The sequence below is a fragment of the Gordonia sp. YC-XJ4 genome (genome assembly GCF_059511865.1).
Map to the genome: position 1 here is coordinate 1,648,873 of NZ_CM183447.1, position 26,564 is coordinate 1,675,436.

25 protein-coding genes are annotated in these 26,564 nt (G+C 66.5%); 10 read left to right on the forward strand and 15 right to left on the reverse strand.

The annotated features are described in order from the left end of the window. The first annotated feature begins 4 nt into the window (after positions 1-4). On the forward strand, positions 5-178 hold the full coding sequence (locus tag AC5ZH6_RS07225; protein WP_370530183.1) for a YbdD/YjiX family protein: 174 nt from the start codon (positions 5-7) through the stop codon (positions 176-178). A 36-nt stretch (positions 179-214) separates the two neighbouring features. On the opposite strand, the gene AC5ZH6_RS07230 is transcribed toward AC5ZH6_RS07225, so the two are convergent. Both AC5ZH6_RS07230 and AC5ZH6_RS07235 read right to left on the reverse strand, forming a co-directional pair. Beyond that, complete coding sequence (locus AC5ZH6_RS07230; RefSeq protein WP_006369546.1) at positions 215-1,750, reverse strand: ABC-F family ATP-binding cassette domain-containing protein; 1,536 nt, start codon at positions 1,748-1,750, stop codon at positions 215-217. A 146-nt stretch (positions 1,751-1,896) separates the two neighbouring features. After that, positions 1,897-2,850, reverse strand: a complete 954-nt coding sequence (locus AC5ZH6_RS07235) for a DMT family transporter (RefSeq protein ID WP_020172039.1) — start codon at positions 2,848-2,850, stop codon at positions 1,897-1,899. Positions 2,851-2,943: 93 nt separating this feature from the next. Between AC5ZH6_RS07235 and AC5ZH6_RS07240 the strand changes: the two genes are divergently transcribed. The 3 genes from AC5ZH6_RS07240 (at position 2,944) to AC5ZH6_RS07250 (ending at position 6,468) form a co-directional block, all read left to right on the forward strand. Then, positions 2,944-3,834, forward strand: a complete 891-nt coding sequence (locus AC5ZH6_RS07240; RefSeq protein WP_020172038.1) for a LysR family transcriptional regulator — start codon at positions 2,944-2,946, stop codon at positions 3,832-3,834. A 5-nt stretch (positions 3,835-3,839) separates the two neighbouring features. Next, the gene (locus AC5ZH6_RS07245) at positions 3,840-4,847 is read left to right on the forward strand and encodes an enoyl-CoA hydratase/isomerase family protein (protein ID WP_026920288.1); all 1,008 of its coding nucleotides are present in this window, start codon (positions 3,840-3,842) and stop codon (positions 4,845-4,847) included. A gap of 514 nt (positions 4,848-5,361) precedes the next feature. Then, on the forward strand, positions 5,362-6,468 hold the full coding sequence (locus AC5ZH6_RS07250; protein ID WP_464394480.1) for an IS110 family RNA-guided transposase: 1,107 nt from the start codon (positions 5,362-5,364) through the stop codon (positions 6,466-6,468). A gap of 358 nt (positions 6,469-6,826) precedes the next feature. Here AC5ZH6_RS07250 and AC5ZH6_RS07255 read toward each other — a convergent pair whose 3' ends face one another. The 4 genes from AC5ZH6_RS07255 to AC5ZH6_RS07270 form a co-directional block, all read right to left on the reverse strand. Then, on the reverse strand, positions 6,827-8,101 hold the full coding sequence (locus tag AC5ZH6_RS07255; RefSeq protein WP_496168790.1) for an HNH endonuclease: 1,275 nt from the start codon (positions 8,099-8,101) through the stop codon (positions 6,827-6,829). A gap of 343 nt (positions 8,102-8,444) precedes the next feature. Continuing rightward, entirely contained in the window at positions 8,445-9,119 is a 675-nt protein-coding gene (locus AC5ZH6_RS07260) for a hypothetical protein (RefSeq protein WP_496168792.1), read from the reverse strand. Positions 9,120-9,128: 9 nt separating this feature from the next. Continuing rightward, on the reverse strand, positions 9,129-10,739 hold the full coding sequence (locus AC5ZH6_RS07265; protein ID WP_496168794.1) for a peptide chain release factor 3: 1,611 nt from the start codon (positions 10,737-10,739) through the stop codon (positions 9,129-9,131). Positions 10,740-10,824: 85 nt separating this feature from the next. Next, the gene (locus tag AC5ZH6_RS07270; RefSeq protein WP_496168796.1) at positions 10,825-11,841 is read right to left on the reverse strand and encodes a beta-ketoacyl-ACP synthase III; all 1,017 of its coding nucleotides are present in this window, start codon (positions 11,839-11,841) and stop codon (positions 10,825-10,827) included. A gap of 258 nt (positions 11,842-12,099) precedes the next feature. On the opposite strand from AC5ZH6_RS07270, the gene AC5ZH6_RS07275 reads away from it, so the two are divergent. Next, positions 12,100-13,113, forward strand: a complete 1,014-nt coding sequence (locus AC5ZH6_RS07275; RefSeq protein WP_496168797.1) for an ATP-binding cassette domain-containing protein — start codon at positions 12,100-12,102, stop codon at positions 13,111-13,113. After that, complete coding sequence (locus AC5ZH6_RS07280; RefSeq protein ID WP_006370844.1) at positions 13,110-13,871, forward strand: ABC transporter permease; 762 nt, start codon at positions 13,110-13,112, stop codon at positions 13,869-13,871. The genes AC5ZH6_RS07275 and AC5ZH6_RS07280 overlap by 4 nt, the downstream gene beginning before the upstream one ends. Positions 13,872-13,921: 50 nt before the next feature. On the opposite strand, the gene AC5ZH6_RS07285 is transcribed toward AC5ZH6_RS07280, so the two are convergent. Continuing rightward, entirely contained in the window at positions 13,922-15,637 is a 1,716-nt protein-coding gene (locus AC5ZH6_RS07285) for a PQQ-binding-like beta-propeller repeat protein (protein WP_496168798.1), read from the reverse strand. A gap of 318 nt (positions 15,638-15,955) precedes the next feature. On the opposite strand from AC5ZH6_RS07285, the gene AC5ZH6_RS07290 reads away from it, so the two are divergent. Then, positions 15,956-16,255, forward strand: coding sequence for a hypothetical protein (locus tag AC5ZH6_RS07290; RefSeq protein WP_211542144.1), 300 nt, complete (start codon positions 15,956-15,958; stop codon positions 16,253-16,255). A gap of 83 nt (positions 16,256-16,338) precedes the next feature. Here the strand turns inward: AC5ZH6_RS07290 and AC5ZH6_RS07295 are convergent, their stop codons facing one another. The 3 genes from AC5ZH6_RS07295 to AC5ZH6_RS07305 all read right to left on the reverse strand — a co-directional run bounded on the left by AC5ZH6_RS07295 (position 16,339) and on the right by AC5ZH6_RS07305 (position 18,687). Then, positions 16,339-17,409 carry a beta-ketoacyl-ACP synthase 3 gene (locus AC5ZH6_RS07295; protein ID WP_020172029.1) on the reverse strand — a complete coding sequence of 357 codons (1,071 nt, stop codon included), beginning with the start codon at positions 17,407-17,409 and terminating at the stop codon, positions 16,339-16,341. 75 nt (positions 17,410-17,484) lie between these two features. Beyond that, positions 17,485-18,051, reverse strand: coding sequence for an aminoacyl-tRNA hydrolase (pth, locus tag AC5ZH6_RS07300; RefSeq protein WP_211542143.1), 567 nt, complete (start codon positions 18,049-18,051; stop codon positions 17,485-17,487). Between the two features lie 9 nt (positions 18,052-18,060). Further along, complete coding sequence (locus AC5ZH6_RS07305) at positions 18,061-18,687, reverse strand: 50S ribosomal protein L25/general stress protein Ctc (RefSeq protein ID WP_211542141.1); 627 nt, start codon at positions 18,685-18,687, stop codon at positions 18,061-18,063. Between the two features lie 270 nt (positions 18,688-18,957). Between AC5ZH6_RS07305 and AC5ZH6_RS07310 the strand changes: the two genes are divergently transcribed. From AC5ZH6_RS07310 to AC5ZH6_RS07320, 3 genes are read left to right on the forward strand one after another with little or no spacing between them, the layout of a single operon-like run. After that, positions 18,958-19,413: a limonene-1,2-epoxide hydrolase family protein gene (locus tag AC5ZH6_RS07310; protein ID WP_211542139.1), complete on the forward strand. Its 456-nt coding sequence runs from the start codon at positions 18,958-18,960 to the stop codon at positions 19,411-19,413. Between the two features lie 27 nt (positions 19,414-19,440). Then, positions 19,441-19,863 carry a TM2 domain-containing protein gene (locus tag AC5ZH6_RS07315; RefSeq protein ID WP_006370851.1) on the forward strand — a complete coding sequence of 141 codons (423 nt, stop codon included), beginning with the start codon at positions 19,441-19,443 and terminating at the stop codon, positions 19,861-19,863. Between the two features lie 25 nt (positions 19,864-19,888). Continuing rightward, positions 19,889-20,299 carry a DUF2752 domain-containing protein gene (locus AC5ZH6_RS07320; protein ID WP_006370852.1) on the forward strand — a complete coding sequence of 137 codons (411 nt, stop codon included), beginning with the start codon at positions 19,889-19,891 and terminating at the stop codon, positions 20,297-20,299. Positions 20,300-20,327: 28 nt separating this feature from the next. Here AC5ZH6_RS07320 and asnB read toward each other — a convergent pair whose 3' ends face one another. From asnB to glmU, 5 genes are all read right to left on the reverse strand, one after another. Beyond that, on the reverse strand, positions 20,328-22,169 hold the full coding sequence (asnB, locus tag AC5ZH6_RS07325; RefSeq protein WP_006370853.1) for an asparagine synthase (glutamine-hydrolyzing): 1,842 nt from the start codon (positions 22,167-22,169) through the stop codon (positions 20,328-20,330). Positions 22,170-22,293: 124 nt separating this feature from the next. Then, on the reverse strand, positions 22,294-22,635 hold the full coding sequence (arsC, locus tag AC5ZH6_RS07330) for an arsenate reductase (glutaredoxin) (RefSeq protein WP_035728230.1): 342 nt from the start codon (positions 22,633-22,635) through the stop codon (positions 22,294-22,296). Positions 22,636-22,645: 10 nt separating this feature from the next. After that, the gene (locus AC5ZH6_RS07335; protein ID WP_265077709.1) at positions 22,646-23,821 is read right to left on the reverse strand and encodes an MFS transporter; all 1,176 of its coding nucleotides are present in this window, start codon (positions 23,819-23,821) and stop codon (positions 22,646-22,648) included. A gap of 118 nt (positions 23,822-23,939) precedes the next feature. Further along, positions 23,940-24,917, reverse strand: coding sequence for a ribose-phosphate diphosphokinase (locus AC5ZH6_RS07340; RefSeq protein WP_006370856.1), 978 nt, complete (start codon positions 24,915-24,917; stop codon positions 23,940-23,942). Between the two features lie 82 nt (positions 24,918-24,999). Further along, a complete protein-coding gene (gene glmU, locus AC5ZH6_RS07345) occupies positions 25,000-26,502 on the reverse strand; it encodes a bifunctional UDP-N-acetylglucosamine diphosphorylase/glucosamine-1-phosphate N-acetyltransferase GlmU (RefSeq protein ID WP_496168801.1) in 1,503 nt (500 codons plus the stop codon). Between the last annotated feature and the right edge of the window lie 62 nt (positions 26,503-26,564).

Genomic DNA, 26,564 nt, shown 5'->3' on the forward strand with positions numbered 1-26,564 from the left:
CCGGATGGGTGAACGAGTCGCGTGGTACGTCGGCAGCGTCATGGGTGACCGGGACTACGAGCGCTACTTGCAACACCATGCCGCACACGGTGATCCGACGCCGCCGATGAGCGAGCGCGACTACTGGCGCCACCGCTGGGACCACGTCGAGAACAACCCGCAGGGCCGGTGCTGTTAGGGCGTGTCGCCCCGAGGCGTTGCTCCCGGGTGACACTTACCCGATCCGCACCGTGCGGTCGGTGCCGACGCGGTCGCGGAACCCGGGGTCGTGGCTGACCAGCAGCAGCGCACCGGTCCAGTCACGCAACGCCGACACCAGTTCCTCGGTGGTGTCGATGTCGAGGTTGTTGGTCGGCTCGTCGAGGATCAGGAGCTTGGGTGTCGGGTCGGTGAGCAACGCCGACGCCAACGCCACCCGCAGGCGCTCACCGCCCGACAACTCGGCGAGGGCACGGTCACCGGCGTTACCGCGGAACAGGAATCGCGCGAGATGCGCCCGAACCTGTTGCGCGGTGGCATCCGGGTGTGTCGCCGAGAGATCCTGGGCGATCGTCTGCGACGGATCGGCGAAGGTGATGTGTTGCGGCACCAGGGCATACGGCACGAGTATGCGGTCGCCGGCGATGAGGTCGGCGATGAGGGTGGTCTTCCCGGACCCGTTGGCACCGACGAGCGCGACTCGCTCCGGACCGTCGAGGCGCAACCGGTCGTCGGCGATCACCTGGGCGTGCGAGGCGAGGTCGGGTTCGGGCATCGAGATCCGCGCGGTCCGGTCCGCACGGACGTCGGCGCGCGCCGATTCCAGCCGACCCGCCGCCGCGGCGACGTCCTCGCGGTGCGAGGTGCGATACTTGCCCGCCGATACCTGTGCCGCGTTCCTGCGGCCGTGGGCGACGATCTTCGGGACCCGTTTCTCGCGTTCGGCTTTCGCCGCCGTCCGGGCCCGGCGGTCCAGGGCGATCTGGGCGTCGGCGAGGTCGCGTTTCTGTGCGCGCAGGTCACCCGCGGCGTTGGCGACGGCAGCCTCCGCGGCTGCCTGCTCGGTGTCGAGGACCTCGCGGTACAGCGTGTACGGACCGCCGAAGAGCCGCACTCTGCCTCGGTACAGCTCGATCGTGGTGTCGACGCGATCGAGTAACTCAAGGTCGTGGCTGACCAGCAGGACAGTTCCGGAGAACGCGTCGAGCGCCTCGAAAAGAGCTGTCCGCGAATCGGTGTCGAGATTGTTGGTTGGCTCGTCGAGCAGCAGGACGTCGGGGCGGCGGAGGAGGCGGGCCGCGATCGCGAGCATCGTCGACTCGCCACCGGAGAGGGTGCCGACGGTCCGGTCCAGGTCGGCGACGAGGCCCAACGCCGACAGTTGCGCGAGCGCGCGCTCCTCGACGTCCCAGTCGTCGCCCACGGTGTCGTAGTCGTCGGGTTGGACCGATCCGCTCTCGATCCGTCGTAAGGCGTTGCGAATTGTGGCGATTCCCAAGACGTCGGCGACGGTGTCGTCGGAGTGGGCCTGCGGATGCTGGGGGACCAGCGCGCACTCGCCGGACACCGAGATGCTGCCCGTGGTCGGCGACAGTGCGCCGAGGATGAGTTGCAGCAACGTGGTCTTGCCGGCGCCGTTCGCTCCGACGAGTGAGCTGATCCCTGGTGGGACGTTCATCGAGAGATCGTCGAAGACGGTGGTGCCATCAGGCCAGGCGAAGGAGACGCCGGAGAGGGTGATCGATCCGGAAGGGTGCAGGGGTGACGCCATGAGAACTCCTTGAGGTGGTGAGGATTCCGCGGCGACGTCGCGTACGGCGTCGACTTTCGCGGTGGTTTACCGACCTCAGATGTTCATGACTGTCAGATCACTCCTCGATGTGACTCAGCTGGCTGGCGTGCATCAGAGATGCGCGTTCACGATAGCGCGCCCCCGGGCAAGTGTGTCAACCGCTTTTGTTCGCCGGATGTTCCGGGCTCTGCGGTGGTCGCGGGCTGGTTGGTCCGGGGTGGGGCGCCAGGGTGTCGCACGATCACCAATGACGCGGCGCCCAGTACGAGTCCGATGACGATCCCGATATCGGGGCGTTGGCCGAGCAGACCCCACGCCAGCAGTGCCGACGCCGAGGGGATGAGCGTGAACAGCATCGACGTGGCCGCGGCACCGGCGGTGTTGACCAGCCGGAGGAACAGGGTGGTGGCGATCATCGACGAGGCGATGATCATCGTCGGCAACACCCAGGCGGCCCGGAGTGGGTTGGTGATCGACTCGGGAGTCGCGAGAGTGATTGCGGCCGTGGGTATCAGGGCCACGCCCAGCTGGACGGCGTTGCCGGCGACGAGATCGACTCCGCCGCAGAAGCGTTGCTGATAGATGCCGCCGAGCGCGACACCGGTCAGTGCGAGGAGGGTCAGGCCCACGGCGATGCCCATTGTCGAGGCGTCGGCCATCACCCGGGGAAGGCACGCGGCCAGGACCGCGGCCGTGCCGACCGCGATGCCGATCCATTGCCGCGACCCGAGGCGCTGACCGAGCACAGGCCACGCGAGTATCGCCGTGGCCACCGGGTTCAAGGCAATGACCAGTGCGACGATGACGGCGGGCACCCCGAGTTGCAATGCCAGGTAGGCGCAGCCGAATTGGAGGAATTGAGTCAGCAACCCGACGACTGCGACGTGGCCGAGCTGCTGTCCGCGGGGGAAGGCCCGGCGGGTCACGACGGCGATGATGCCGAGGGCTGCCGCGGACCCGGCGAATCGGATGGTCAGGAGCGCCATCGGCGACATCGCGGACACGCCGAGCGCCCCGAGTGGATAGCCGAAGGCCCACAACAGGATGAACGCCGCGGCGGGTAGGGGAGGGATTCTCATGTGCTCCAGCGTGCGCGGCGACCAGGCGCGCCGTCCAACAATGATCAGTAATCGTGATTGATCATGAATCGTAATCGACGTAGGCTGGCTGGTATGGCCAACACGGTTCTCGACATCACTCCGCTGCGCAGCCTCGTCGCGGTGGCCACCTGTGGTGGATTTCACCGCGCGGCGACGGCGCTGCATCTGACCCAGTCCGCGGTCAGTCAGCATGTCCGCCGGCTCGAGACCGTGACCGGACTCAAGCTCGTCGAGCGTGAAGGGCGGATCACCCGGTTCACCGCGGACGGGGAGACGATGCTCGCCGAAGCGCGTAGCATCCTCGCCGCACATGATGATGCGGTGCAGCGCTTGAACATTCGCTCCGCCACCCCGACGTTGACGGTGGCCACGACGGAGCACGGCGCGGACTGGTCACTACCCTTTCTCTCGCAGATCCTGCGGGAACAGTGCCCCGGGCACGCGGTCACGTTTCGTCTCGACCGCAGCCGTCGGGTGATTGCGGCCATCGAGAACGGCGACGTCGATGTCGCGGTGTATCACGAACCGGTTGGCCCCACGACGGAACTGTTGGGCCCCCGCGTGGCGATGCGCTGGTTCGGGGCTCCGGACCTCATCGTCGAGCCCGACAAGCCGCTGCCGCTGGTGGTGTTCGACGAACCCTGCTCGACCCGAGGTGTCGCCCTCGACATCCTTCGGCGGGCACAGATTGATTTCGCGATCATCGTCGAGTCGGCCGACCTCGCCGGCGTCACCGCCGCGGTCCGTGCGGGGCTCGGCGTGGTGTTGCTGCCGGTGGTCAGCCGCCCGCCGGAGGGGTTGCGTGAGGTCACATCGCTGCCGCCGTCGCCGTCGTGCGCCCTGCAGATCCGCTTCGCGCCGACGGTTCCCGAGTCGGTGCAGGCCGCGACGCGCGCGGCACTGGCCGAGACGACGTCGCAGGTCGAGGCGGGTGACCGACGGCGCGCTGACGCGCTAGCGTGAACGTCATGTCGCACATTCGCACCAACGTCGCCAACGGGGTGGGCGAGATCATCCTCGACCGGCCCAAGGCCCTCAACGCCCTCGACCAATCGATGGTCGACGACATGTATGACGTGCTGTTGCGCTGGGCTGACGATGACGGCATCGACACCGTGATGCTGACCTCGGGTACCGACCGCGCCTTCTGCGCGGGCGGCGACATCCGCGCGATCCGCGATAGCGCACTCGCCGGTGATGGCGAGTCGATCACCCGCTACTTCTCCCACGAATACCGGCTCAATCAGTTGATCGCCGAATACCCCAAGGCGCACATCGCGTTGATCGACGGTGCCGCCATGGGCGGCGGTCTGGGCATCAGCGTGCACGGGGAGATCCGGGTGGTCACCGAAAAGGCGATGATCGCGATGCCCGAGACCGCGATCGGCTTCTTCCCCGACATCGGATCCACCTACTTCTTGCCCCGGCTGCCGCAGGGGGTCGGAATGTGGTTGGCGCTCACCGGCGCTCGGGTGCGCGGTTCGCAGGCGTTGTCGGTGGGTCTGGCGACACACTTCGTGCCGTCCGCGGAACTCGGGGGCGTTGCCGACCGAATCCGTTCCGGCGCACCACTCGGTGAGATCCTGGTGCCGTCACCGGACAAGCACACCGACCACCCTCCGCTGCCCGTGGAGCAGATCGGCGAATATTTCTCCGACACGAATGTCGCAGCGATCGTCGGGGGGTTGCGCGGTGCGGTCGGCGACGAGTGGGCCGCGCAGATGCTCGACCTTCTCGGCCACGCATCGCCGACCAGCCTCTGGGTCACCGCGCGACTGCTCGAACTCGGTGAGACCGCGTTGCTCGACGAATGCCTCGAACGCGAACTGCATTCCGCCGAAAAGATCACCGCAACCCACGATTTCGCCGAAGGCGTGCGAGCGGTACTGGTCGACAAAGACCGAACTCCCGCCTTCGTCCCCGCCGAGATCGACGACGTCGATCCCGCAGAGGTCTCCCGCATCGTCGGTGTGTGACACCTCGGATCGGTAGTTTACCTCGAGAACTGTTGTCTTGATGAGTATTCGGGAGATGGTGGCCCGGTTCCAGCTTTGCTGCAGGCGGTCTCGAGGCTCGCCGCACGCGGCTCGCACCTCGACCATCGGAGGAAGGCGACTCGCCACGGAAGGATGCTGACGCCTTCCTGTACCCGGTGGCCCTTCCCACCCGACGGCCGTCCCATCCCGATGGTCGAGGTGCACGGCGCCCCAGGCGCCGGGCCTCGAGTCTATGAGAATTAGGGGTGCAGCCGTATTAGGTTGTGGGTGATGGACCGGGGTGTGGCCCTCCTCGAGACTGACTTCGTGTCCTGAACGGGACTTGTCCGCTCTGGTTCATCGGCCCCGGCCCGGGTGTGCGGGTTGCTTGATAGGAGCTTGACCTGATGACGTAGCCGCGTCATCTGTGTCCCGTCAATAGTCGTGCCTGCCGCTCTCCCGGGCCGGAACCACTGTTGGTTCCCTACTGGAATGGAGAGAACACGTGACTAGTGTGACGGATTTGCGGGAGCTGGTCGAGGTGGTGATCGGCGTTGACACTCATGTGCATGAGCATGCTGCTGCGGCGGTGGATGCGCGTACGGGTGCGGTGTTGGGTCAGGTGCGGGTGAGCGCGGATGTTCATGGGTTCGCGCGGTTGGTGGTGTTTGCCGATAGGTATTCTCCGGCGCGGTTTTGGGCGGTGGAGGGGACCTCGTCGCACGGGGCGGGGTTGTGTCGGTATTTGCTGGGTGATGATTTGGTGGAGAACGTGATTGAGCTTGATCGGCCGGAGCGGATGAAGCGTCGTCATGGTGCTAAGAGTGATGAGATTGATGCGGTGCGGGCGGCGCGGGAGGCGTTGGCGCGCCCGCAGTTGGGGGTGCCGCGTAGTGGGGCGCGGCGGGATCGGCTGGCGGCGTTGTTGGCGGTGCGGGCGTCGGCGGTGCAGGGTGCTGCTGATGGGGCTCGGCAGTTGTTTGGGTTGACGGTGTCGGCGCCGCAGGTGTTGCGGGATCGGGTGCGGGTCGAGTCGTCGACGGCGGCGATGGTTGATCGGGCGGCGGTGTTGCGGATCAGTAAGTCCTGGGATGCGGATACGGCGGCGATGGCGCGGGTGTTGCGCAGGTTGGCCAAGCGGGTCAAGTCGTTGGAGGCCGAGGCTGCGGAGTTGGAGAAGCAGATCAAGGCGGTGGTGAAGTCGTGGAAGCCGGCGTTGTTGGATGTGCACGGGGTGGGTCCGATTGTGGCGGCGACGGTGTTGTGTGCGTGGTCGCATCCGGGTCGGATTCGTAGTCGTGGGGCGTTTGCGATGTTGGCTGGGGCTGCTCCGATCCCGGCCAGTAGTGGTGAGGTCACGCGGTATCGGCTCAACAGGTCGGGGGATCGTCGGTTGAATTGGGCGTTGCATCACATCGTGTTGGTGCGGATGCAGCATGATCCTCGGACGAAAAGGTATGTGCAGAAATGGCAGTCGGAGTCGAACGGGCGGAAGAAGAAGAGTAAGCGCGAGATTCGGCGTTGCTTGAAAACCTACGTCGCGCGCGAGCTCTACGGTCTCCTCGAATACGGCGACAACACTCCCTCGAACGGGGGTGAAACCCCAGCTCACGCAGCATAAATACCCGCTCTTGACAAGACATAGGAGCGTCCCCTTGTGCCGATGGGTATACGGGCCACGGTGGTCCGGTTCCAGCTCTGCTACAGGCGGTCTCGAGGCTCGCCGCACGCGGCTCGCACCTCGACCATCGATCTATGATGCTCCGCCCTTCCCGCCCGACGGCCGTCCCATCCCGGTGGTCGAGGTGCCGAGGAGCGCCAGCGACGAGCCTCGAGACCCCTTGTGCCGAAGGAGTTCCGGGCCGCAGTCGGCACATCACCTCGACCATCGGGTGGGATTATCTCTATGGAGTTCTCAAACAACAGATGCGGTCCCGGCCGGGCCGGGTGCGGGGAATCAGGTTGTGGGGCAGCGTGGGTCAGGCTGCGGTGTCGTCGAGTCGCATGGTGCGTCGGTGATACGACGGCACGGGTCGGCGTTTCGGATCCACGCTGGCGGGTGGGATCAGCCACGGGTGGCGGTCGAATCCGATGATGATGTCCCATCCGTGGTGGTGAACATCATCATGGCAACTGGTGCACAGCAGGCATCCGTTGTCGAGGTCGGTGGGCCCGCCGTCGGCCCAGTGGTGCACATGGTGTCCTTGGCAGCGTCCGGCGTGTGCTCCGCATTTGATACATCCGCGATCACGCACCAACAACGCTTTGCGTTGCCCGGGGGTGAAGAAGCGTTTCTCTTCGCCAACACTGAGCGGCACACCATTGGGATCGAGCATGATTTTGGTGATCGTGGTGTCGCACGACAATAGTTTGGCGGTGGCTTCGGTGATGGCGCCCATGTTCTGCAAATCCCCACCGAGTGCCGGGTTGTCCGCCGACCAGGTCCACAACAGGCCGTTGGTCGGTTTCGCCGAGAAGGTGGTGTCCGCTAGTCCTTGTGCCGCCAACTCCACGATCGTTTCGAACGCGGCGGCACAGATCTGTTCGGGTGTCCGCGGGTCCGGCGACTCGTCAGGCTGAGGCTTGGGCGCCGACAGTGTTTCCATCAACGTCCGGGTTTTCTCGCCGGCGATGATGTCGAGGTTCGCCGAGATTTCCAACCGTCCGTCGTCGGTGATGCGGTCGCTGTAGGAGTTGATCTTCTTGTCCTCCGCAGCTGGCAACCCGCCAGGCGTCTCCGCGGCGAGCTCGTTACCCAACTGCCGCGCGTAGGTGGTGATCTCGGCTGGAGTGAAACCGGCGAAATAGTGCGACAGCAGTTTCCGCAGGAACTCGCAGCGTTGGACGGTGTCCATAGGTTCGGGGGAGCGGGTGTCGATGTGCGCCAGTCCGCGGACGATGGCATCATTATGCTCTGACGATATCGACCCGTCGGCCGCATGCGCGAGCAGTAGATCGATGTCGGTGGTGGCCGCGACCCGCACATATCGTGAAGCGACGGCGGGTGCGAAGCCCATGCTGATCAACAGTTCTCGCAGTCGGGTGGTTTTGTGGTCGGCGACGCCGAGCCGGTCCATCTCGCCGGTGAGGGTGGTGGCGTGGTGATCGATCAGGTTCCGCAACAACAGGACTTGTTTCATCGCGCCGAAAGCTTGAGGGCCGGTCATCTCCGGATCCCATTGCACGTCGCTGAGTTGGGTGACGATCGCGGCGAAGAGTGCTTCGGCGTCAAGAGCTTCGGTGGTGTCGATCATGGGCCCCTCCCCGGTGGCTGATCGGTGTGATGGCTCCATCGTACTCGAACATATGGATTAAGGCAAGGGTGTTCGATGAGTGTGTGGAGGGAAAGGTGCTTGTGGACAACGGGTTTCGGGGATGGGCTGGCTGAGGTTTTCTGTCGGTGGGGTGTGGTAGGGGTGCGGGCTTCGCTGTCGATGCTCGATGTGGTTGGGAAGCTTGTTGTCTCGCCGGGTCTCGAGGCTCGCCGCACGCGGCTCGCACCTCGACCATCGGGGGGAGGGTCTCGATCGTCGGGGGAAGGGTTGCGCTCACCGGAAGGGGGAAGGTCCTCGACCATTGGGGGCATTGGGGGAGGAGTTACGGGGTCAGCTCGAACCAGCCGGAGAGGGTTGCGGCGTCCGCGTCTGACGGCGTCGCCGGTGCCGATGGCCCGTCGAATGGTCCTTCGTCGTTGGGGGAGAAAGGATTTGCGGGTGATGCAGTGGCGTCGGGGCAGGTGAAGTGTCCGGCGGCAAGGGTGGATGACATGGCGGTCACGGCCAGCCGGCAGGTGGCTGAAGAGCTGTACACCCCGTGCACCGAGACTCCGACGAGAGAAGTGATCGGGCCGGTCAGCGGACCGGGAGCCGGCGTACCGGCGACCGGAGGTGGCCCGCCGCCGGTGAGATCGCCTGCAAGGAACTCCAACTGAGCACCATCGGTGCCTGGTCCGGAGAAGGTGAAGAGCAACGAGTCCGGCGGGACCTCGGGGCTTGCGTTGCCCGACTTCGCAAACGAGTAGCAGCGTCCGGTGCCCCCGGACGGGCTGACCGCAACAAGCATGCGGCCCCGGGTGAATCGAAGATCGTAGGCGACGCGATCGATCGCACCCGTCGGCGGCGTCCGTGCGCACTCGCGCGGATCGAGCCGGAGCGACTCACGCTGCACCGACGACGCCGACATCCTGCTGGGAGGCGTCGAGGTGTCACACCCGCAGATCGTTGCGATGACGGCCAGCACGCAGAGTGCACTCCACCGACGAGAGGCGGTCACCGTGATCTGTCAATCAGCGGCTGCGACAAGCGGTTCCAGGAGGAGATCGGGGTGTTCCTTCTCGATGTACTGCAGGCGCCACTTGTCACTGAACAGTGCGAGGAGCACCCCGTCGCTGCTCCGGATGAACACCTCGACGCCGCGCTGACGGTTGAGCTCGTCGGCGCTGTCGGCGTCGGTGCGTCGCGCCAGGGTGTAGCCGAGCGGTTCGATGACGGTGTCGACGTTGTACTCGGCCTTCATGCGGGCGGTGACGACCTCGAACTGCATCGGACCGACGGCGGCAAGAACCGGTGAGGCGTCGCCGCGCAACTCGTTGCGCAACACCTGCACGACGCCTTCACTGTCGAGCTGGTCCATACCCTTGCGGAACTGCTTGTACTTGTCGGCGGTGGTGGCACGCAACGACGAGAAGTGCTCGGGCGCAAACGAGGGGATGGGCGGGAACTGAATACGCGGGTCGTCGTACAGTGTGTCGCCGGGCGCCAGCGCGGTCGCGTTGACCAGACCCACGACGTCTCCGGGGAAGGCGGTGTCGACGGTCGAGCGATCACGGCCGAAGACCGCCTGGGCGTACTTGGTGGCGAACGGTTTTCCGGTTTGCGCGTGCGTCACGACCATGCCGCGTTCGAATTCGCCGGACACGATCCGCATGAACGCCAATCGATCCCGGTGGCTCGAATCCATGCCGGCCTGCACCTTGAACACCACGGCGCTGAACGGATCGGTGGGCTCGCGGACCTCGCCGTCGATCCCGGCGCGTGCGACCGGCGACGGTGCGAGCTCGACGAGGGTCTCGAGTAGTTGGCGCACACCGAAATTCAGCATCGCCGAGGCGAAGATCATCGGCGAGGTCTGCCCACCGAGGAAGAGTTCCTGATCGTGATCCTGCCCCATCTCGGTGAGCAACTCACTCTCCTCGACGGCCTCTGTCCACGCCTGCTCCTCGCGCGCGCTCGCGGCGTCGGCATCCATCAGCTCCTCGGGAGCGATGGTGGCGCCACCGGCGGTGCGGGTGAAATGGATGTAGCGGCCCGTTCGGCGATCGAGCAATCCGCGGAAGTCGCCTGCGATGCCGACGGGAAAGAACAGCGGTGTCGGCAGCAGGCCGATGCGTTCACTGATCTCGTCGATCAGTTCCAGCGGCGTGCGCCCCGGCCGGTCCCACTTGTTGATGACGGTGATCACCGGGATGCCGCGATGACGACACACCTGGAAGAGCTTGAGGGTCTGCGGCTCGAGCCCCTTGGCGGCGTCGATGAGCATGACCGCCGCGTCAACCGCGGTCAGCACCCGATAGGTGTCCTCGGAGAAGTCGGCGTGACCGGGGGTGTCGACGAGGTTGATGACGGCGGGTTCGTCGTCGGGTCCGGCGGTGGCGGGCAGATAGTTGAACTGCAATGCGGTCGAGCTGACCGAGATGCCGCGCGCCTTCTCCATCTCCATCCAGTCCGACACCGTCGATTTGCGGCCGGCCTTGCCGTGGATGGCGCCGGCCTCGCTGATCATGCGGGCGTGCAGCGCCAGCGCCTCGGTCATGGTCGACTTACCGGCGTCCGGGTGGGAGATGATGGCGAAGGTACGACGCCGGCGGACCTCGTCGGCAACGGAAGAACTCACCTGTTGAGGCTATCGGGCCAGGCCGCGGCGTCCCAAACCCACGAGCCCGGACCGCTCGGCCGCCGCGATCCCTCGACCGCCTCGACTACTCGAACGGCACCGGCGGCATCTTGACGACCTGGGCCGCGTAGCTCAGGCCTGCGCCGAATCCGAGCAGCAGTGCGGTGTCGCCTGGTTTGGCCTTGCCGGTGGAGAGCAGATCCTCCATGGCGAGCGGGATCGACGCCGCCGAGGTGTTGCCGGTGTACTCGATGTCGTTGGCGACGACGGTGCGCTCGGGCAGGTGCAAGCTCTTGGCGAGCAGTTCGTTGATCCGCGAGTTCGCCTGATGCGGAACGAAGACGTCGAGGTCCTCGGTGCCGATCTTGGCGGCCTCGAGGGCGCGCTGGGCAGCCTTGCCCATCTCGAACGCGGCCCACCGGAAGACAGCGGTGCCCTGAAGTCGCACGTAGGGGCGCTGAACGCGGTCGCCGTCGAGGAAGGTGACCCAGTCGATGTCCTGGCGGATCGCGTCGTATTGCGAACCGTCGCTACCCCAGATGACCGGGCCGAGCTGTTGGTCCTCGGTCGGCCCGACGACCACGGCGCCGGCACCGTCACCGAAGATGAAGCAGTTGCCGCGGTCGGTCATGTCCAGCGTCACCGACAGCTGCTCGGCACCGATGACCAGCACGTGGGTGGCGCTGCCGCCGCGCACCATGTCCGATGCCAGCGCCATCGCGTAGCCGAAACCGGCGCAGCCGACGGTGACGTCGAAGGCCGGGACACCGTTGCAGCCGAGCTCGGTGGCGACCTTGGTCGCGCCGGCCGGCGTCAGCAGCAGGTGGGTGTTGGTCGCGAGGATCACCGCGTCGATGTCGGACCCCGACAGCAGCGCGTTGGCGATCGCCGTGCGGCCGGCCGCGACCGACATCTGGGTGACGTCTTCGTCGCGCCGCGCGAATCGGCGGGTCTTGATGCCGGTGCGGGTGTAGATCCACTCGTCGGAGGAATCGATGTGCTCGCAGATCTCGTTGTTGGTCACGACGCGCTCGGGGCGGTACGCGCCGATTCCGAGCATTCCGATGTTGTTCACACCGGTCTTGTCGGCGATCACGGTCATAAGTGGGTTCCTTCCGCTATGCGACTCGCCATAGACCGTCTCACATGTCGCCGCTACTGGGAAGTAGACGTGTCCGGCCAGGTCGTCGGCCGCTCTTCTCTGATGTTGCGGATTCATGGACGGCGGCTGTCCGCGATTCGGTGAATTCTCGTCGCCACGCGGGTCTGTACATGTGCAGGCGTCGGAAATCGGACCGATCCACCGACAGGACAGATGACGGCCTTGAGAATGGTGAACAGAGTCGAGGAGAGGGAACCCATGATCCATGCACGAGGTCTCGTGCAGACCTTTCACACCGGACGCGGGAAACAGAAACGAGAGGTTCGCGCGGTCGACGGGGTCGACCTCGACATCGCCGAGGGTGAGGTCGTCGGCTTCCTCGGACCCAACGGTGCCGGCAAGACGACGACGCTGCGAATGCTGACCACACTGCTGCGGCCCAGCGCGGGCACCGCCACGGTCAACGGCTACGACGTGGTGCGCGACGCGGTGATGGTGCGGCGCAGCATCGGCTACGTGTCGCAGGCCGGCGGAACGTTCAGCCAGGCGCAGGCCGGGGATGAGGTCGTCGATCACGGCATGCTGTACGGCATGTCGCGCGCCGACGCCACCCGACGTGGCAAGGCGCTCTTCGAGCAGCTACAACTCGACGGACTCTGGGAACGCATGCCCAAGAACATGTCCGGTGGGCAAAAGCGACGCCTCGACATCGCCATGGGACTCGTTCACGACCCGACCCTGGTGTTCCTCGACGAGCCGACCACCGGCCTCGACCCGCAGGCCCGGGCCAACCTGTGGGAGCACATCCGGCGGCTGCGCACCGAACACGGGGCGACGATCTTCTTGACGACGCACTACCTCGACGAGGCCGACGAACTCTCCGATCGCATCCTCATCATCGACAACGGCCGGATCGTGGCGGCCGACACCGCGGACAATCTCAAGTCGCGGGTCTCCGGTGATCTCGTCGACCTCGAGATCTCCGACGCCGCCCAGGTGTCCACCGCGGCTGCCAAACTGGCGACCATCGCGGGCTCGGTGGAGACCCTCGACCGCCACGTTCGCGGTCGGGTGCAGCACGCCGGCCGTCATATTCCGTCGTTGCTCCGTGAATTGACCTCGGAATCCATCGAATTGGACTCCATCGAGATCATCCGACCAACCCTCGACGACGTCTTCCTCACCATGACCGGCAGATCGCTGCGCGACGCCGAAGCCGCGACGGAGAACGCCGCGGAGACCGAAATCGAGAACGAAGGAGCACTGCGATGACCTTCCTGCGTGAATCCCACATCGTCTTCCGCCGCCAGATCCGGATGAACCTGCGCAATCCCGCATGGGTGGTCATCGGAGTCCTGCAGCCGGTGCTCTACCTCGTGCTGTTCGGGCCGCTGCTCAAACCCCTCGTAGCCCAATTCCCCGGTGGCGCAGACAATCCCTACACCTTCCTGGTGCCCGGCCTGCTCGTGCAGCTCGGCATGTTCGGGGCGATGTTCGCCGGATTCAGCCTCATCGGCGAATGGCGAGAAGGCGTCATCGAGGCCGAACGGGTGACTCCGGCGAGCCGCACCGCGCTGCTCACGGGCCGGCTGATGCGCGACCTCCTGCAACTGTTCGTGCAGGCGCTGATCCTGGTGTTGCTCGGCTGGGCGATGGGGATGCGCGGCTCGGTGATCGGGGTGATCGTCGGCATCGTCATCACGCTACTCATCGGCGGGGCCTGCGCGGCGGCGTCGAATGCGTTGGCGCTCACCACCAAGAGCGAGGACGTGATGGCGCCGGTGATCAACATGGTGTTGATGCCGGTGCTGCTGCTCTCGGGCATCCTGCTGCCGATGACCCTCGGCCCGGCCTGGTTGCAGCGGCTCAGCGACTTCATGCCCTTCCGCTGGATCGTCGACGGCGTCCGCGACACCTTCGGCGGTGACATCGCGACGATGGCGGTGCTGTGGTCGGTGCTCGCCGCGGCGATTCTCGCGGCACTCGGGACCTGGTGGGGGACATCGGTTTTCCGGAAGGAGAATGCCTGACGAGCGGAGCGTTCACGTTCCGTTCTGAAGGCTCGCGGGAGGTTCCCCGGTCACGGGCCGATCGACGAGACGCCGTCGGAACCGCCTGTGCCGAAGATGTGGGATCCCGCGCTGCGCATCGACTGTCCGTCGCTCTGCAACTGCCAGGCCTGTGCCCCGGTGGCGAGGTCGTAGGCAGTCAGGGTGGATCCCCGACTCGTGATCAGACGTGTCCCGTCGGTGCTCAGGACGTCGGTCGTCGTCTGCGTCATACCGATCGTGATGGGCACCGAGCGGACTGCACCGGTCAACGGGTCGAACAGTTGCACCGGGCCATCGGGATTCGGGTTGCCGTCGTTGGTGCTCGGTGCGGTCGACCCGCCACCTTGACGGAGGCGAAGGCCCAACAGATCACCGGCCATCACCGCCGACAGCTGGACCGCGTTGAACTCGGAACCGGTTCGGCGCCAGATGATATGGCCGGTCCTGGGATTGGCGGCCCCGACGATGTGCGAGGTCTTCCCGAGGTCGGCCGCGATGCGCCCCAGGATAGGGGCCGGCGGTGCGGGCGCACCGGTGTCGTCGTTCTGCGCCGCCGGTGCCCAACCCTGCAACGAACCCGTCTTGGTGCCGTCGAGCGAGTAGAAGTCGGTGCCGGTGCCCTGGGGATTGATCACGGCCACACCGCCCTGATAGACGGTGAACGGGACCGTGGGAAACCGGGGGATCGACGATCGGCTCAGCGAGACGATCTGTTTGCCGTCAGAAGCACGCAGCAGCGAGACCTCATCGGAATTGGGCGGCGGAGAGTCGGCTTGGACGATGATCGGCTGGTCGGCGGCGACGCCCGAACCCCGACCCGACCAGGTCACCGTGCCGTCGCTATCGGTGGCGATCATCGCTCCGGGCGAGGTCGACGAGCCATACGTCATCACGAATCGATCGCCGACGGCGTGCATACTTTGCACGCCGTTGGGCCCGGGCGGCAACGGGGTGTCGGCGATGCGCGCGCCGGTGCGCGCATCGAGCACTGTGAGGGTTTCCGACGGTGCGTCCTTGGTTGCTGTGGCACAGGCGATCCGGGTGTCGGTGGCCGCGCACAGGTCGACGAACCGGCCGGGCGGTAGCGCGTGAACGAATCGTGAGCGTCCGGTGGCGGCGTCGATCACCGTCACCGAGGGTGAGTACTCCCGACTTCCGAGCACCAGAGCGGTCGTGCTCGCGCCCCACCACCCGGGCAGCGCGGGTCCCGAGGACCATGTGATGGACGGTTCGGCGGGCATCGAGGCCACGTCGTTCGATGGTGGACGCGGGATGGACCCGATCTCCTCTGCGTGCACGGTATCGTCGCCGGAAGCGAGTGCGGCCGTGGCGGAGTCGCTGCCGCCGTCCGATCCGGCGACGACGATCACCGCCACGATTGCGATGACGACGACGAAGACCACCGACCCCAGTGCGACCCACAGCCAGGTTCGTCCCGAGGACCCGGTGGGCGTGGGGCCGCCGGGGGCCGGGGGCGCGGGCCACGGGTAGCCCGGTGCCTGATGTGTCGGTGCCTGATATGCCGATGCCGGGTATGCCGGTGTCTGGTATCCCTGCGCCGGATAGCCTTGCGCCGCGTTACCGGGTCCCGCGTATCCCGGTCCCGGATATGGCTGCGGTGGATACCCGGGCTGCGGATATCCGGGCTGCTGATATCCGGGTGCCGGTTGGTCGGTCGCCGGTTGGTCGGTCGCCGGTTGGTCGGGCACAGCAGGGTGTTCCGGTGGGTCCACGGGCGTCGTCACGCCGAAGACCCTAGCCGATCGCACATCGCTCGTTGACTCCCGCTGGTCGATTCCCTTCTAGCGCGCCGAGTTCGTTGCGCGGGAGGGAAAACGACCAGCGTGAGCATCAACTCGGTGTCGACGGGAACCGCACCGACGCCGGCTGCGTCCAACCGTGCATGACTGCATATCCACATGACCGCTACGGGCTCATCCGTAGGGATGCCGCTCTGAGGCGCGGCATTTCGGACAGTTGCCGCGCCAACGACGTGAAAGCGGGCCAGTTGATTTCACTCATTCCGGGCGTCAACGTCGAACCCGGTGCGGATTTCGACGGGCATGGCGGTGCCCAGAAGTTGCACCGGCTCAATCCGGGTCGCGTCCGGATCGACCTACGTCACCGATTGCGATTGGGAGTGGCTGGTGGTCGGCGAGTTCGACGGCATGATCAAGTACGGTCGTCTGCGCAGGCCCGGTGAATCGATTGCCGATGCGGTGATCCGAGAGAAGTTGCGCGAGGACGAGATCCGCGACACCGGACCACGGGTCGTCCGCTGGACCTGGAACGACCTTGAAAGGGATGCGTTCATTCCCAGGTTGCATCGCAGACTCGCGCCTCTCGACCTTGTCGCCGCGTGACTGCTCACGACACTTCCGCTGGTCGATTTCGTTCCCGCGCAACGAATTCGCCACGCGGGAACGAAACAGTTCAGCGGTAAGCCTCAGCCCAGCTCGTCGAAACTCGTGATCGCCGGCGCCGGTGGGAGAGTGACGATCGCGCCCGCGTAGGAGAGCCCCGCACCGAAACCGAGCAGCATCGCGGTCTGGCCGCCGCGGGCCTTGCCGGTCGCGAGCATCTCCTCCATGGCCAACGGGATCGACGCCGCCGACGTGTTGCCGGTGTTCTCGATGTCGTTGGCCATGGGGAGGTCGTCGGGGAATCCGAGGTTCTTCTTCATGAGCTCGTTGATGCGGGCGTTCGCCTGATGGGGGATGAACACCTCGATGTCCTCGATGTCCACACCGGAGGTCTCGATGACCGCGGCCAACGCCTTGGGCAGGGTGATCGCCGCCCAGCGGAACACGCGCGGGCCCTGCATCGTCACGACCATCCGGCCGACGGGGTCGCTCTCCGGATCCTTGTGCTGGTACTCCTGCGCGCGGTCCATGTAGGCGGGGATGTCGTAGTTCTGCCCGATGGCCTCGGCGTTCTCGCCGTCGGAGCCCCACACGGTAGGGGAGATGCCGTTCTCCTCGCTCGGCCCGACGACGACGGCGCCGGCACCGTCGCCGAAGATGAAGGCGGTGTTGCGGTCGGTGGGTTCCATGACCACCGACATCGTCTCCACCCCGACCACCAGCACGTACCGCGCCGACCCGGCCCGCACGGTATCGGCCGCGACACCGAGGGCGTATCCGAACCCGCCGCAGCCGGCGGCGATGTCGTAGGCGGGGATGCCGTTGAGGCCGATGTCGAAGGCGACGATCGGGCCGCCGTGCGGGATCTTGGTCTTCCAACTGTTGGTCGCCAGGATCAGCGCACCGATCTCCTCCTTGGCCACACCGGAGTTGCTGATGGCGCGTTCGGCGGCGGCCGCGGCCATCGAGCGGGCGCTCTCGTCGCCACTGATCCAGCGGCGGTTACGAATACCGCTGCGTTCGTAGATCCATTCGTCGGTGCTGTCGAGGACCTCGCACACCTCGTCGTTGCTGACCAGCCGCCTCGGCCGGTACGCACCGATGCCCAGCATCGCGACGTTACGGTGTCCGGTGTTTGCTGCGAGTTTCGCCACGTGTCGTTCCCTTCGGGTTGCGCCGGGAGAGATTCTATGTGCTTGCGCTCTCACGCCTTGGCGCCGACGCGGCGATCACCAGGCGTGCACGGTGTTCTGCGCTGCTTCCAGACCGGCAGTGAGCAACAGTTCGACGGCGTCGGCGCCGTGTTCGATCAGCAGATCGACGTCGGCACGTGCGGCCGAGGGAAAGGGTTTCAGCACGAAGTCGGCCGGATCCTGCCGACCCGGTGGCCGCCCGATGCCCAGCCGGACCCGCAGGTAGTCGCGGGTGCCGACGGACTGGCTCACCGAGCGCAGACCGTTGTGACCGCCTTCGCCGCCGCCGCGTTTGAGCCGCACCAGACCGAAGTCGATGTCGAGTTCGTCGTGCAGCACGATCAGGTCGTCCGGTGTGACCGAATAGAACTTGGCCAGCGGCCCGATCTGACGACCGACGGTGTTCATGTAGGTCCGCGCCTTGGCCACCAACACCGAACCGCCGGCGAGCGGTATCGATGCGACCTCGGCGCCGGAGCGCTTGTGCACCGAATACCGCCCACCGGCGGAAGTGACCAGATGATCGGCGACCATGGCGCCGATGTTGTGGCGTGTCTTCTCGTACTTCGGACCCGGATTACCCAGTCCGACGATGAGTTTCACGTGTCAGGGTCACTCGGACTCGTCGTCGGATTCCTCGCTGGGAACCTCGGCGCCGGCGTCGACGGCCTCGGCCTCGAGGTCGGCGGCGCTCGGGGCCTCGTTCACGGCGACAATGAGGGTCTCCGGATCGGTGACCAGCGTGACGCCCTCGGGCAGCACGAGATCCGAGGCGTGGATCGCGATGCCGGCTTCCTTGCCCTCGACGTCGACGACGATCTGCTCGGGGATCGAGAGCACGTCGGCCTCGATTTCGATGGTGTTGGCGTCCTGGGTGACCAGGGTGCCGGGAGCGGCGTCACCCTCGACGACGATGTTGACCTCGACGCTGACCTTCTCGCCGCGCTTGATGACGAGCAGGTCGGCGTGCTCGATGTAGTTGCGGATCGGGTGGACGTCGACCTGCTTGGTCAGGGCGAGCTGCTTGGTGCCCTCGATGTCGAGATCGATGACGGCGTTGATGCCGTTGTTGCGCAGGATCGCGGCGAAGTCGCGGGCCGGGAGGTTCAGGTGCTGCGGGTCAGAGCCGTGGCCGTAGAGCACGGCGGGGACCTGGCCCTCGCGGCGGGCACGACGTGCGGCGCCCTTGCCCTTGGCGGTGCGGGTGGTGACGGTCAGAGCGTTGGCTTGAGTGGCCATGAGACGTTCTCCTCGGGTGGCGGGACCGGTCGGCCGGTCGTTGGTGGTGCTTCTCGGCGCGACGGCGCCCAACACCACGGCCCCGTCGGTGCGCACGAGGGCACCGGAGAAGACGTGCGATGGTCGCGCCGATCACGGTGATCACTCACCCTCGCCGAGACAACCCAAACAGACTAGCCGATGAGCTGCGCCGATGTCATATCGCGCCGCGCTGATCCGCCTCGGCGCGATCGTCTGTGCCGTTCACCGGTGCCGGGCATACTGGCGGCCATGACCTCACGCACCCCGATCGACATCGTCACCGGCTTCCTCGATGGGCTCGCGCGTGGTGACAGCGCCGCCGCCTGCCTCGATCTCGCCGACGCCGTCGTCTACACGAACGTGTCGCTGGCGACCATTCGCGGGCGCAGGCCGGTCACCAAGATCTTTGGCTCGATGGATTCCTCGCCGGTCTCCTTCGACTACCGGATGGTCAACGTGTCCTCCGACGACACCGTCGTGCTGACCGAACGGGTCGACCAGATCAGTGTCGGCCGATTGCGTGTGCAGTTCTGGGTGTGCGGGCGGTTCGAGGTGGTCGACGGTCAGATCACGCTGTGGCGGGATTACTTCGACTACTTCGACATCACCAAGGCTTTTCTGCGCGGAGTGGTCGGGGTGCTCGTCCCGGCGGCTGTGCGTCCGCTGAACGGTCGATCGAAGGTCGGACGTGCCCTCGCCGAGTGATGGTGTGAGCGCCTAGCATTGCTGCCCATGAGCTACCAGCAACCACCCGCCTACGGTTTCGGACAACCGGCGGGCGGCATGTTCTACGTCAACGTCCTCGGCCAGGAGCACGGGCCGCTCGGTATCACCGATCTGCAGCACATGGCGCTCTCGGGTCAGCTCAAGAGCAGCACCTACATCCGCGCCGCCGAGGCGCCCAACCCGTTCCCGGCCGGACAGATCCCCGGGTTGTTCTCCGACAAGAGCAAGCTCACCGCGGGGTTGTTGCAGATCTTCCTGGGTAGCTTCGGCGTGGGGCGCTTCTACACCGGTCACGTCGGCATCGCGATCGCGCAGATCGCAGTGACGTGGCTGACCTGCGGTCTCGGTGCGATCTGGCCGCTGATCGATGGCATCATGATGCTCGTCGGCAAGGTGACCGACTCCGACGGCCGGCCGCTGGCCGACTGATCGCCCCGCCTCACCAGGACATGACATGACCGCGCACACCGACACCCGCACCCCGAGACTCGCGGCGAGTGAGATCGCCGCCGTCGTGGGGGTCGCCGGTGTCGGTGTGGCGTGCGCGTTGAGCCCCGCGGGAATCGAACACGGGCCGATCCTGTGTCCGTTCCGGCTGGTCACCGGATTGCCCTGCCCCGGATGCGGTTTGACGCGGTCCTGGGTCTACGGCGTGCACGGCGACTGGTCGCAATCCTTTGCCGCGCACCCGTTCGGGCTGCCGATGATCGCCGCGATCGTCGCGCTCGCGATCACCGTGGTGATCGCTCGGGTGACCCGCCGCCGACCACCTCGGCTGGAGCGGCTGCTGTGGAATCCGGTGGCCAAGGTGGTCGTTGCGGCGTGGCTGATCTTCTCGGTGGTGCGGATCCTCCTGGTCATCTGAAGCGTGGCTGGGCCGGCAGCGCGTGTGCTCAGTCGAGCACCAGCTCGGGGGAGTACATGTCGATCCAGTGATACAGGTCGAGCACCCGATCCATCTGGTTGCGCAGCCCCGTGTCGCAGGTTGCCGCATCGGCGGCGATCATCGATGACACCGCGGCGCGGTCGACCAGCGCGAACACCTCATGATCGCGCTCGCCGATCATGTCGGTGAGCTGATCCTGCAGCGTTTGGGTGTACTTGGTGTCCTGCGTTGACGGATAGGGACTCTTGGTGCGGTCGATCACCGACTGCGGCAACACATGTGACGTCGCGTGGCGCAGTAGGCTCTTCTCCCGGCCGTCGAAGGTCTTCATCGACCACGGGGTGTTGTAGACGTACTCGACGAGCCGGTGGTCGCAGAATGGGACGCGGACCTCGAGCCCCACGGCCATCGACGCGCGATCCTTGCGGTCCAACAGCATTCGGACGAATCGCGTCAGGTGGAGATGACTGAACCGGCGCATCCGCCGTTCGTCGTCGGATTCACCGTCGACGACGGGGATGGTGGCGAGCGCACTGGCATACTGGTCGGCGATGTAGTTCTCGACGTCGAGACGCCGCTGAAGATCGCCGGAGAGCATCGCGTGGCGATCGCGCGTCATCGCCGAGGAGAAGGCCAGCCACGGGAAAGTGTCTGCGGCGCGGGCGTTCTCGTCGAAGAACCAGCGGTACCCGCCGAACACCTCGTCGGCCGACTCGCCCGACAGGGCGACCGTCGACTCCGAGCGGATCGCGCGGAACAGCAGGTAGAGCGAGGTGTCCATGTCGCCGAGCCCGGCGGGGATGTCGCGGGCGCCGATCACCGCACGCCGGACCTCCGGGTCGGTGAGGTCGGCCGGGTTCAACACGACGTCGCGGTGCATCGATCCGACGTGCGCGGCGACGTCACGCACGAACGGCGAGTCCGGGGTGTCGCGCATCTCGTCCGGGGTGAAGTTCTCTTCCTGTTCGGCGAAGTCCACCGAATAGCTGTGCACGCGTTGGCCTTCGGAGCCCAGGCGGGCGGCAGCCAAACCGGTCAGTGCGCTGGAGTCCAGGCCGCCGGAGAGCAGTACGCAGCGCGGCACGTCGGCGACGAGCTGTCGATCGACGATGTCGGTGAGCAACTCGCGAACCGTCGCGACCGACGTCTCGAGGTCGTCGTCGTGGCCGTGCGCGGGCAACGACCAGTAGGTGCGGGTGCGCAGGCCGTCACGCCCGACGGTGACGATGGTGCCCGGCTCCACCTCGGAGATGTTGCGCCACAACGACCATCCGGGTGCCTTGGTCATCGCGAACAGTTCCCGCAGGCCGTCGAGATCGACGGTGTGGGGGACCAGCGGGTTGGCGAGGATGGCCTTGGGTTCGGAGCCGAACACGACGCCGTCGTTGGTGCGGGAGAAGTAGAAGGGCTTGATGCCCAGGCGATCACGCACCATGGTCAGTTCCTCGGTCCGCCCGTCCCAGATGGCGAAGGCATACATACCGTTGAGGCGATCGGCCACCTCGGCGCCCCACTGCACGAAGCCCCGCAACACCACCTCGGTGTCCGAGTCGGTGACGAATTCGTGTCCGAGGGAGCGCAATTCGGTGCGAAGCTCACGAAAGTTGTAGGTCTCACCGCTGTAGACGATCGCCACGGTGCCCGCCGGGGTCTGCACCGTCATCGGCTGATGGCCGAGGGGGAGGTCGATGATGGCCAGGCGTCGGTGTCCCAGCCCGACGTGCGGCTCGAGATACGTGCCGACGTCGTCGGGGCCACGGAGCGCCATCGTCGAGGTCATCGCTTCGACGACGTGGCCCTCGCGCCGTAGATCGTGGTCGAATCCCACCCATCCGGTGATACCGCACATAGAAAGCACCTCTCGATTTTCATTAGTGAAACTAACTATCTTCGTAAACCCGTTGTAACACGAGGTTCCGAAGACGTCGAGAAGGCGTGGTGAGATGTCGGTGTTGCCGGATATGCCCGACGGCTCAGAGGATTTCGTCGATCGTGTCGAGAGGGCGGGCGAGACGGGTGCCCTTGTCGGTGACGACGAACGGCCGCTCGACGAGGATCGGGTGTTCGACCATCGCGTCGAGCACCTCGGACTCCGACGCCGAGGCGAGATCGAGGTCCTTGTAGAGCGATTCACGCTTGCGTGCCGCCTGGTGTGCGGTCAGGCCTGCGTCGGCGAAGAGTGTCTCGAGTTGGGCCCGCGTGTACGGCTCGTCGAGGTACTTGACGACGGTCGGCTCGATGCCGGCCTCACGGAGCTTGTCCAGGGCCTTGCGGGACGTCGAGCAGCGTGGATTGTGGTAGATCGTCGCGTTCACCCGACCCACCCTATTCCAGCGCGCCGGCTCGTCCGGGCAGCCGTACGGTCAGCGCCAGGGCGACCGTCGCGCACAGAGCGCCGACGACGATCGGGGCCAGCACGCCCGCCCTGTCGATCGCCTGCGCGCCGACGAGCGCACCCACGCCGATGGCCAGGTTGAAGGCTGTCGAATACACCGTGGTCGCGGCCTCGCGGTGGGCGGGCGCGGTCCGTAGCACGGTCGTCTGCAACCCGATGGGGATGGCGGCGTAGCCGACGGCCCACACCATCAGCGCCACCAGGGCAAGGGGCGTGATGGTGGTGGTCGCCGCCACCAGCCACAGTGCCACCGCGAGAACCCCGATCACCGCCGCGAGGCCCGCACGTGCGGAGGTGAGGCGGGTGAGCAGGGCTCCGGCGGCGAAGTTGCCGGCGACGCCCGCAGCCCCCATCACCAGGAGCACGGCACTGACCAGGTCGACGTCGATACCGATGCCGTCGACGATCAGCGGTGTCACGTAGGTGTAGGCGGCATACGCCCCGGTGATCACGACGGCGGTGATGACGACCGTGACCCGCAGGTCGCGGTTGCGCAGCATCGACGGCAACCGTCGCAACGCGACCCCGCCGGCCGGCCGGGTCGGCCCGAGCAGCACTGCGAGGGCCACGAGGGTCAGCACCGACAACCCGGCCAGCGCCCAGAAGGCGGCCCGCCAGCCGAGTTGCTGGCCGGCCAGGGTGCCCAACGGCACGCCCAGCACCGAGGCGATCGAGACCCCGGAGAAGGTGATCGTGGTGGCGCGCACCGCATATCGCGGGGGCACGAGCAGCAGGGTGGTCGGCGCCACGATCGTCCACAGCAGCCCGAGGGCGCCGCCGATCAGCACCCGCACGACGATGAGCGTCGCGAAACCCGGGGCCATCGCGGTGAGCGCGTTGCCCAGGGTGAAGACCGTCATCACCGCGATCAGCAGGAGTCGCCGATCCACCCGCCGGGTCGTCGTCGACAACGTGGGCGCAGCGATCGCAGCGACAAAAGCGACCGCGGTGACCACCAAGCCGACCGAACCGTCGGAGACCCCGAGATCGGCGGCCATCGGCTGCAACAGGCCGATCGGCATGATCTCGGTGGTCGTGACGGTGAACACGCCCAAGCCGAGTGCGCCGACAGCGGCCCAGGTGCGGGCGCTGACGCGGTCGGTCACGGGCGCTCCTGTCTCGCGGTTTGGGCGGGGAGGGGTGACACGACTGCGGGCCGCCTCGACCATCATGATCGTGGCGGCCCGCAGTCGCAGGACGAAGGCGCGGTGCCGGCGCTACCGGTCAGGCAATGCCGTCGAAAAGGCTTGTCACCGAACCATTTTCGAAAACTTCGCGGATGGTCTGGGCCAGCAGCGGGGCGATCGAGAGCACGGTGAGCTGTTCGAAGTGCTTCTCGGGCGGGATCGGCAGGGTGTCGGTGGCGATGACCTCGGTCGCCCCGCAGTTGGCGAGGCGCTCGGCGGCCGGGTCGGAGAACACGGCGTGTGTGGTGGCGATGACGACGTCGCCGGCACCGGCGTCCTTGAGCTTGCTGACGGCGCCGGCGATCGTGCCGCCGGTGTCGATCATGTCGTCGATCAGCACACAGGTGCGGCCCTCGACCTCACCGACAACACGGTGTGCGACAACCTGATTGGCGACCATCGGGTCGCGGGTCTTGTGGATGAACGCCACCGGGGCGCCACCGAGGGCGTCGGCCCACTTCTCGGCCACCCGCACGCGACCGGAGTCGGGGGAGACGATGGCGATGTTGTCGGTGCCATACTTCTCGCGGACGTACTCCGAGAGCTGCCCGAGGGCGTGCATGTGATCGACCGGCCCGTCGAAGAAGCCCTGGATCTGATCGGTGTGCAGGTCGACGGTGATGATGCGGTCGGCGCCCGCGGTCTTCATCAGATCGGCGATCAGGCGTGCCGAGATGGGTTCGCGGCCACGGTGCTTCTTGTCCTGACGGGCATACGGATAGAACGGCAGGATCACGCTGATTCGCTTGGCCGATCCGCGCTTGAGGGCGTCGATCATGATGAGTGCTTCCATCACCCACTCGTTGAGCGGGGCAGGGCAGCTCTGCAGCACGAAGGCATCCGACCCGCGCACCGACTCCTCGAAGCGCACGAACAACTCGCCGTTGGCGAAGTTGCGCGCGGTCTGCGGCGTCAGCTTGATGCCGAGTTCGTCGGCAACGGCCTGCGCGAGCTCGGGGTGCGCACGCCCCGCGAACAGCATCAGGTTCTTCTGGTTGTCGGTCGTCCAGGTCATGGAAACTCTTCTACTCGGGGCTGGTGGTCGGGACTCGATGGTGTTCTGATCGGGTGGTGGCCCAGACTGCAGGCGGACTCGCCTACGGTCGCCGTGTTTCGTCGATGGTGGTCTCGTCGATGGTGGGTGCCGAGGGCGTCTCGGCGGCCGCGCGAGCGGCCTGCGCGGCGGCCGTGTCCGGACGCTTGCGGACCACCCAGTCCTCGATGTTGCGTTGTGCACCTGCCGAGACCGCGAGGGCGCCGGGCGGGACGTCGTCGCGCACGACGGTACCCGCACCGGTGTACGCGCCGTCACCGATCTGTACAGGTGCGACGAACATATTGTCAGAACCGGTCCGGCAGTTCGAACCGATGACCGTTTGATGCTTGTTCACCCCGTCGTAATTGACGAAGACACTCGAGGCGCCGATGTTGGATTCGTCACCGATCCGCGCGTCCCCGACATAGGTGAGGTGGGGGATCTTGCTGCCCGCACCGATGACCGCGTTCTTGGTCTCGACGAAGGTGCCGATCTTGCCGCCGACGCCGAGGACCGTGCCCGGCCGCAGGTAGGCGAAAGGGCCGACCAGTGCGTTGTCGCTGATGGCCGCACTACTGCCGTGGGTGCGGATGACCTGCGCACCACGTCCGACGACGACGTCGGTGAGCGTGCAGTCCGGTCCGATGACGGCGTCCTCGCCGATCGTGGTCGCGCCGTGCAGTTGGGTCCCCGGCTCGATCCGCACGTCTTCGGCGATCGTGACGTCGACGTCGATCCACGTGGTCGCCGGGTCGACGACGCTCACCCCGGCGAGCTGATGCCGACGCACGATCCGCCGGTTGAGTTCAGCTGCCAACTCGGCGAGCTGCGCGCGGTCATTGCAACCGGCGACGAGCATCGGATCGTCAACAGTGAAGCCGTGCACCGACTTTCCGGATTCACGGGCGATCTCGACGACGTCGGTGAGGTAGTACTCGCCCTGGGCGTTGTGGGTGGAGAGCCCGCGGAGCGCGGTGCGCAGCGCGGTCGCGTCGAAGGCGTAGACCCCGGCATTGACCTCGGTGATCGCCAACTGTTCGGGGGAGGCGTCCTTGTGTTCGACGATCGCGTGCACCCCGCCGTCGTCGTCGCGGACGATGCGGCCGTAGCCGGTCGGGTCGGCGGCGTGGAACCCGGTGACCGTGACCGCGGCGCCACCGTTGGCGGAATGGGTCTCGACGAGGGCACGCAGCGTCGGCCCGTTGAGCAGGGGTACGTCGGCGGCAGTGACCACGACGGTGCCGGTGAAGTCGTCGGGTAGCGCTTGAAGGCCGGCCCGGGCGGCGTCACCGGTACCGAGCGGTTGGTCCTGGACGGCGACCGAGACCGGGATGCCGAGCGACTGCGAGGTGGATTCCACCGCCGCGGTCACCCGCTCACGTTCGTGTCCGACGACGGCGATGACGTGCGCGGCGCCGAGGTCGCCGGCCGCGTGCAGGGCGTGCCCGAGCAGGCTGCGGCCGGCGATGGTGTGCAGGATCTTCGGGGTCTTGGACCGCATACGGGTACCGGCACCGGCGGCGAGGACGATGACGGCGGTCGTCGTGGGGGACGTCTGTGTCATGTCGACCTCCGATGGAGCTGGTCTGTGGGTGGGTTGGCGTCGGGCAGGAGTCGCGCGTCGAG

Bases quoted from the DNA above. Each gene is read 5' to 3' on its own strand.
- AC5ZH6_RS07305 (WP_211542141.1), bottom strand. From the start codon at position 18,687: ATGGCCACTCAAGCCAACGCTCTGACCGTCACCACCCGCACCGCCAAG.
- AC5ZH6_RS07340 (WP_006370856.1), bottom strand. From the start codon at position 24,917: ATGACCTGGACGACCGACAACCAGAAGAACCTGATGCTGTTCGCGGGG.
- AC5ZH6_RS07240 (WP_020172038.1), top strand. From the start codon at position 2,944: ATGGCCAACACGGTTCTCGACATCACTCCGCTGCGCAGCCTCGTCGCG.
- AC5ZH6_RS07225 (WP_370530183.1), top strand. From the start codon at position 5: ATGGGTGAACGAGTCGCGTGGTACGTCGGCAGCGTCATGGGTGACCGG.
- AC5ZH6_RS07270 (WP_496168796.1), bottom strand. From the start codon at position 11,841: ATGACCGTGATCGCCGACAAGACCGGTGTGAACAACATCGGAATGCTC.
- asnB (WP_006370853.1), bottom strand. From the start codon at position 22,169: ATGTGCGGTATCACCGGATGGGTGGGATTCGACCACGATCTACGGCGC.
- AC5ZH6_RS07255 (WP_496168790.1), bottom strand. From the start codon at position 8,101: ATGATCGACACCACCGAAGCTCTTGACGCCGAAGCACTCTTCGCCGCG.
- AC5ZH6_RS07245 (WP_026920288.1), top strand. From the start codon at position 3,840: ATGTCGCACATTCGCACCAACGTCGCCAACGGGGTGGGCGAGATCATC.
- AC5ZH6_RS07235 (WP_020172039.1), bottom strand. From the start codon at position 2,850: ATGAGAATCCCTCCCCTACCCGCCGCGGCGTTCATCCTGTTGTGGGCC.
- AC5ZH6_RS07310 (WP_211542139.1), top strand. From the start codon at position 18,958: ATGACCTCACGCACCCCGATCGACATCGTCACCGGCTTCCTCGATGGG.
- AC5ZH6_RS07320 (WP_006370852.1), top strand. From the start codon at position 19,889: ATGACCGCGCACACCGACACCCGCACCCCGAGACTCGCGGCGAGTGAG.
- AC5ZH6_RS07230 (WP_006369546.1), bottom strand. From the start codon at position 1,750: ATGGCGTCACCCCTGCACCCTTCCGGATCGATCACCCTCTCCGGCGTC.
- AC5ZH6_RS07315 (WP_006370851.1), top strand. From the start codon at position 19,441: ATGAGCTACCAGCAACCACCCGCCTACGGTTTCGGACAACCGGCGGGC.
- AC5ZH6_RS07290 (WP_211542144.1), top strand. From the start codon at position 15,956: ATGGCGGTGCCCAGAAGTTGCACCGGCTCAATCCGGGTCGCGTCCGGA.
- AC5ZH6_RS07275 (WP_496168797.1), top strand. From the start codon at position 12,100: ATGATCCATGCACGAGGTCTCGTGCAGACCTTTCACACCGGACGCGGG.
- AC5ZH6_RS07280 (WP_006370844.1), top strand. From the start codon at position 13,110: ATGACCTTCCTGCGTGAATCCCACATCGTCTTCCGCCGCCAGATCCGG.
- glmU (WP_496168801.1), bottom strand. From the start codon at position 26,502: ATGACACAGACGTCCCCCACGACGACCGCCGTCATCGTCCTCGCCGCC.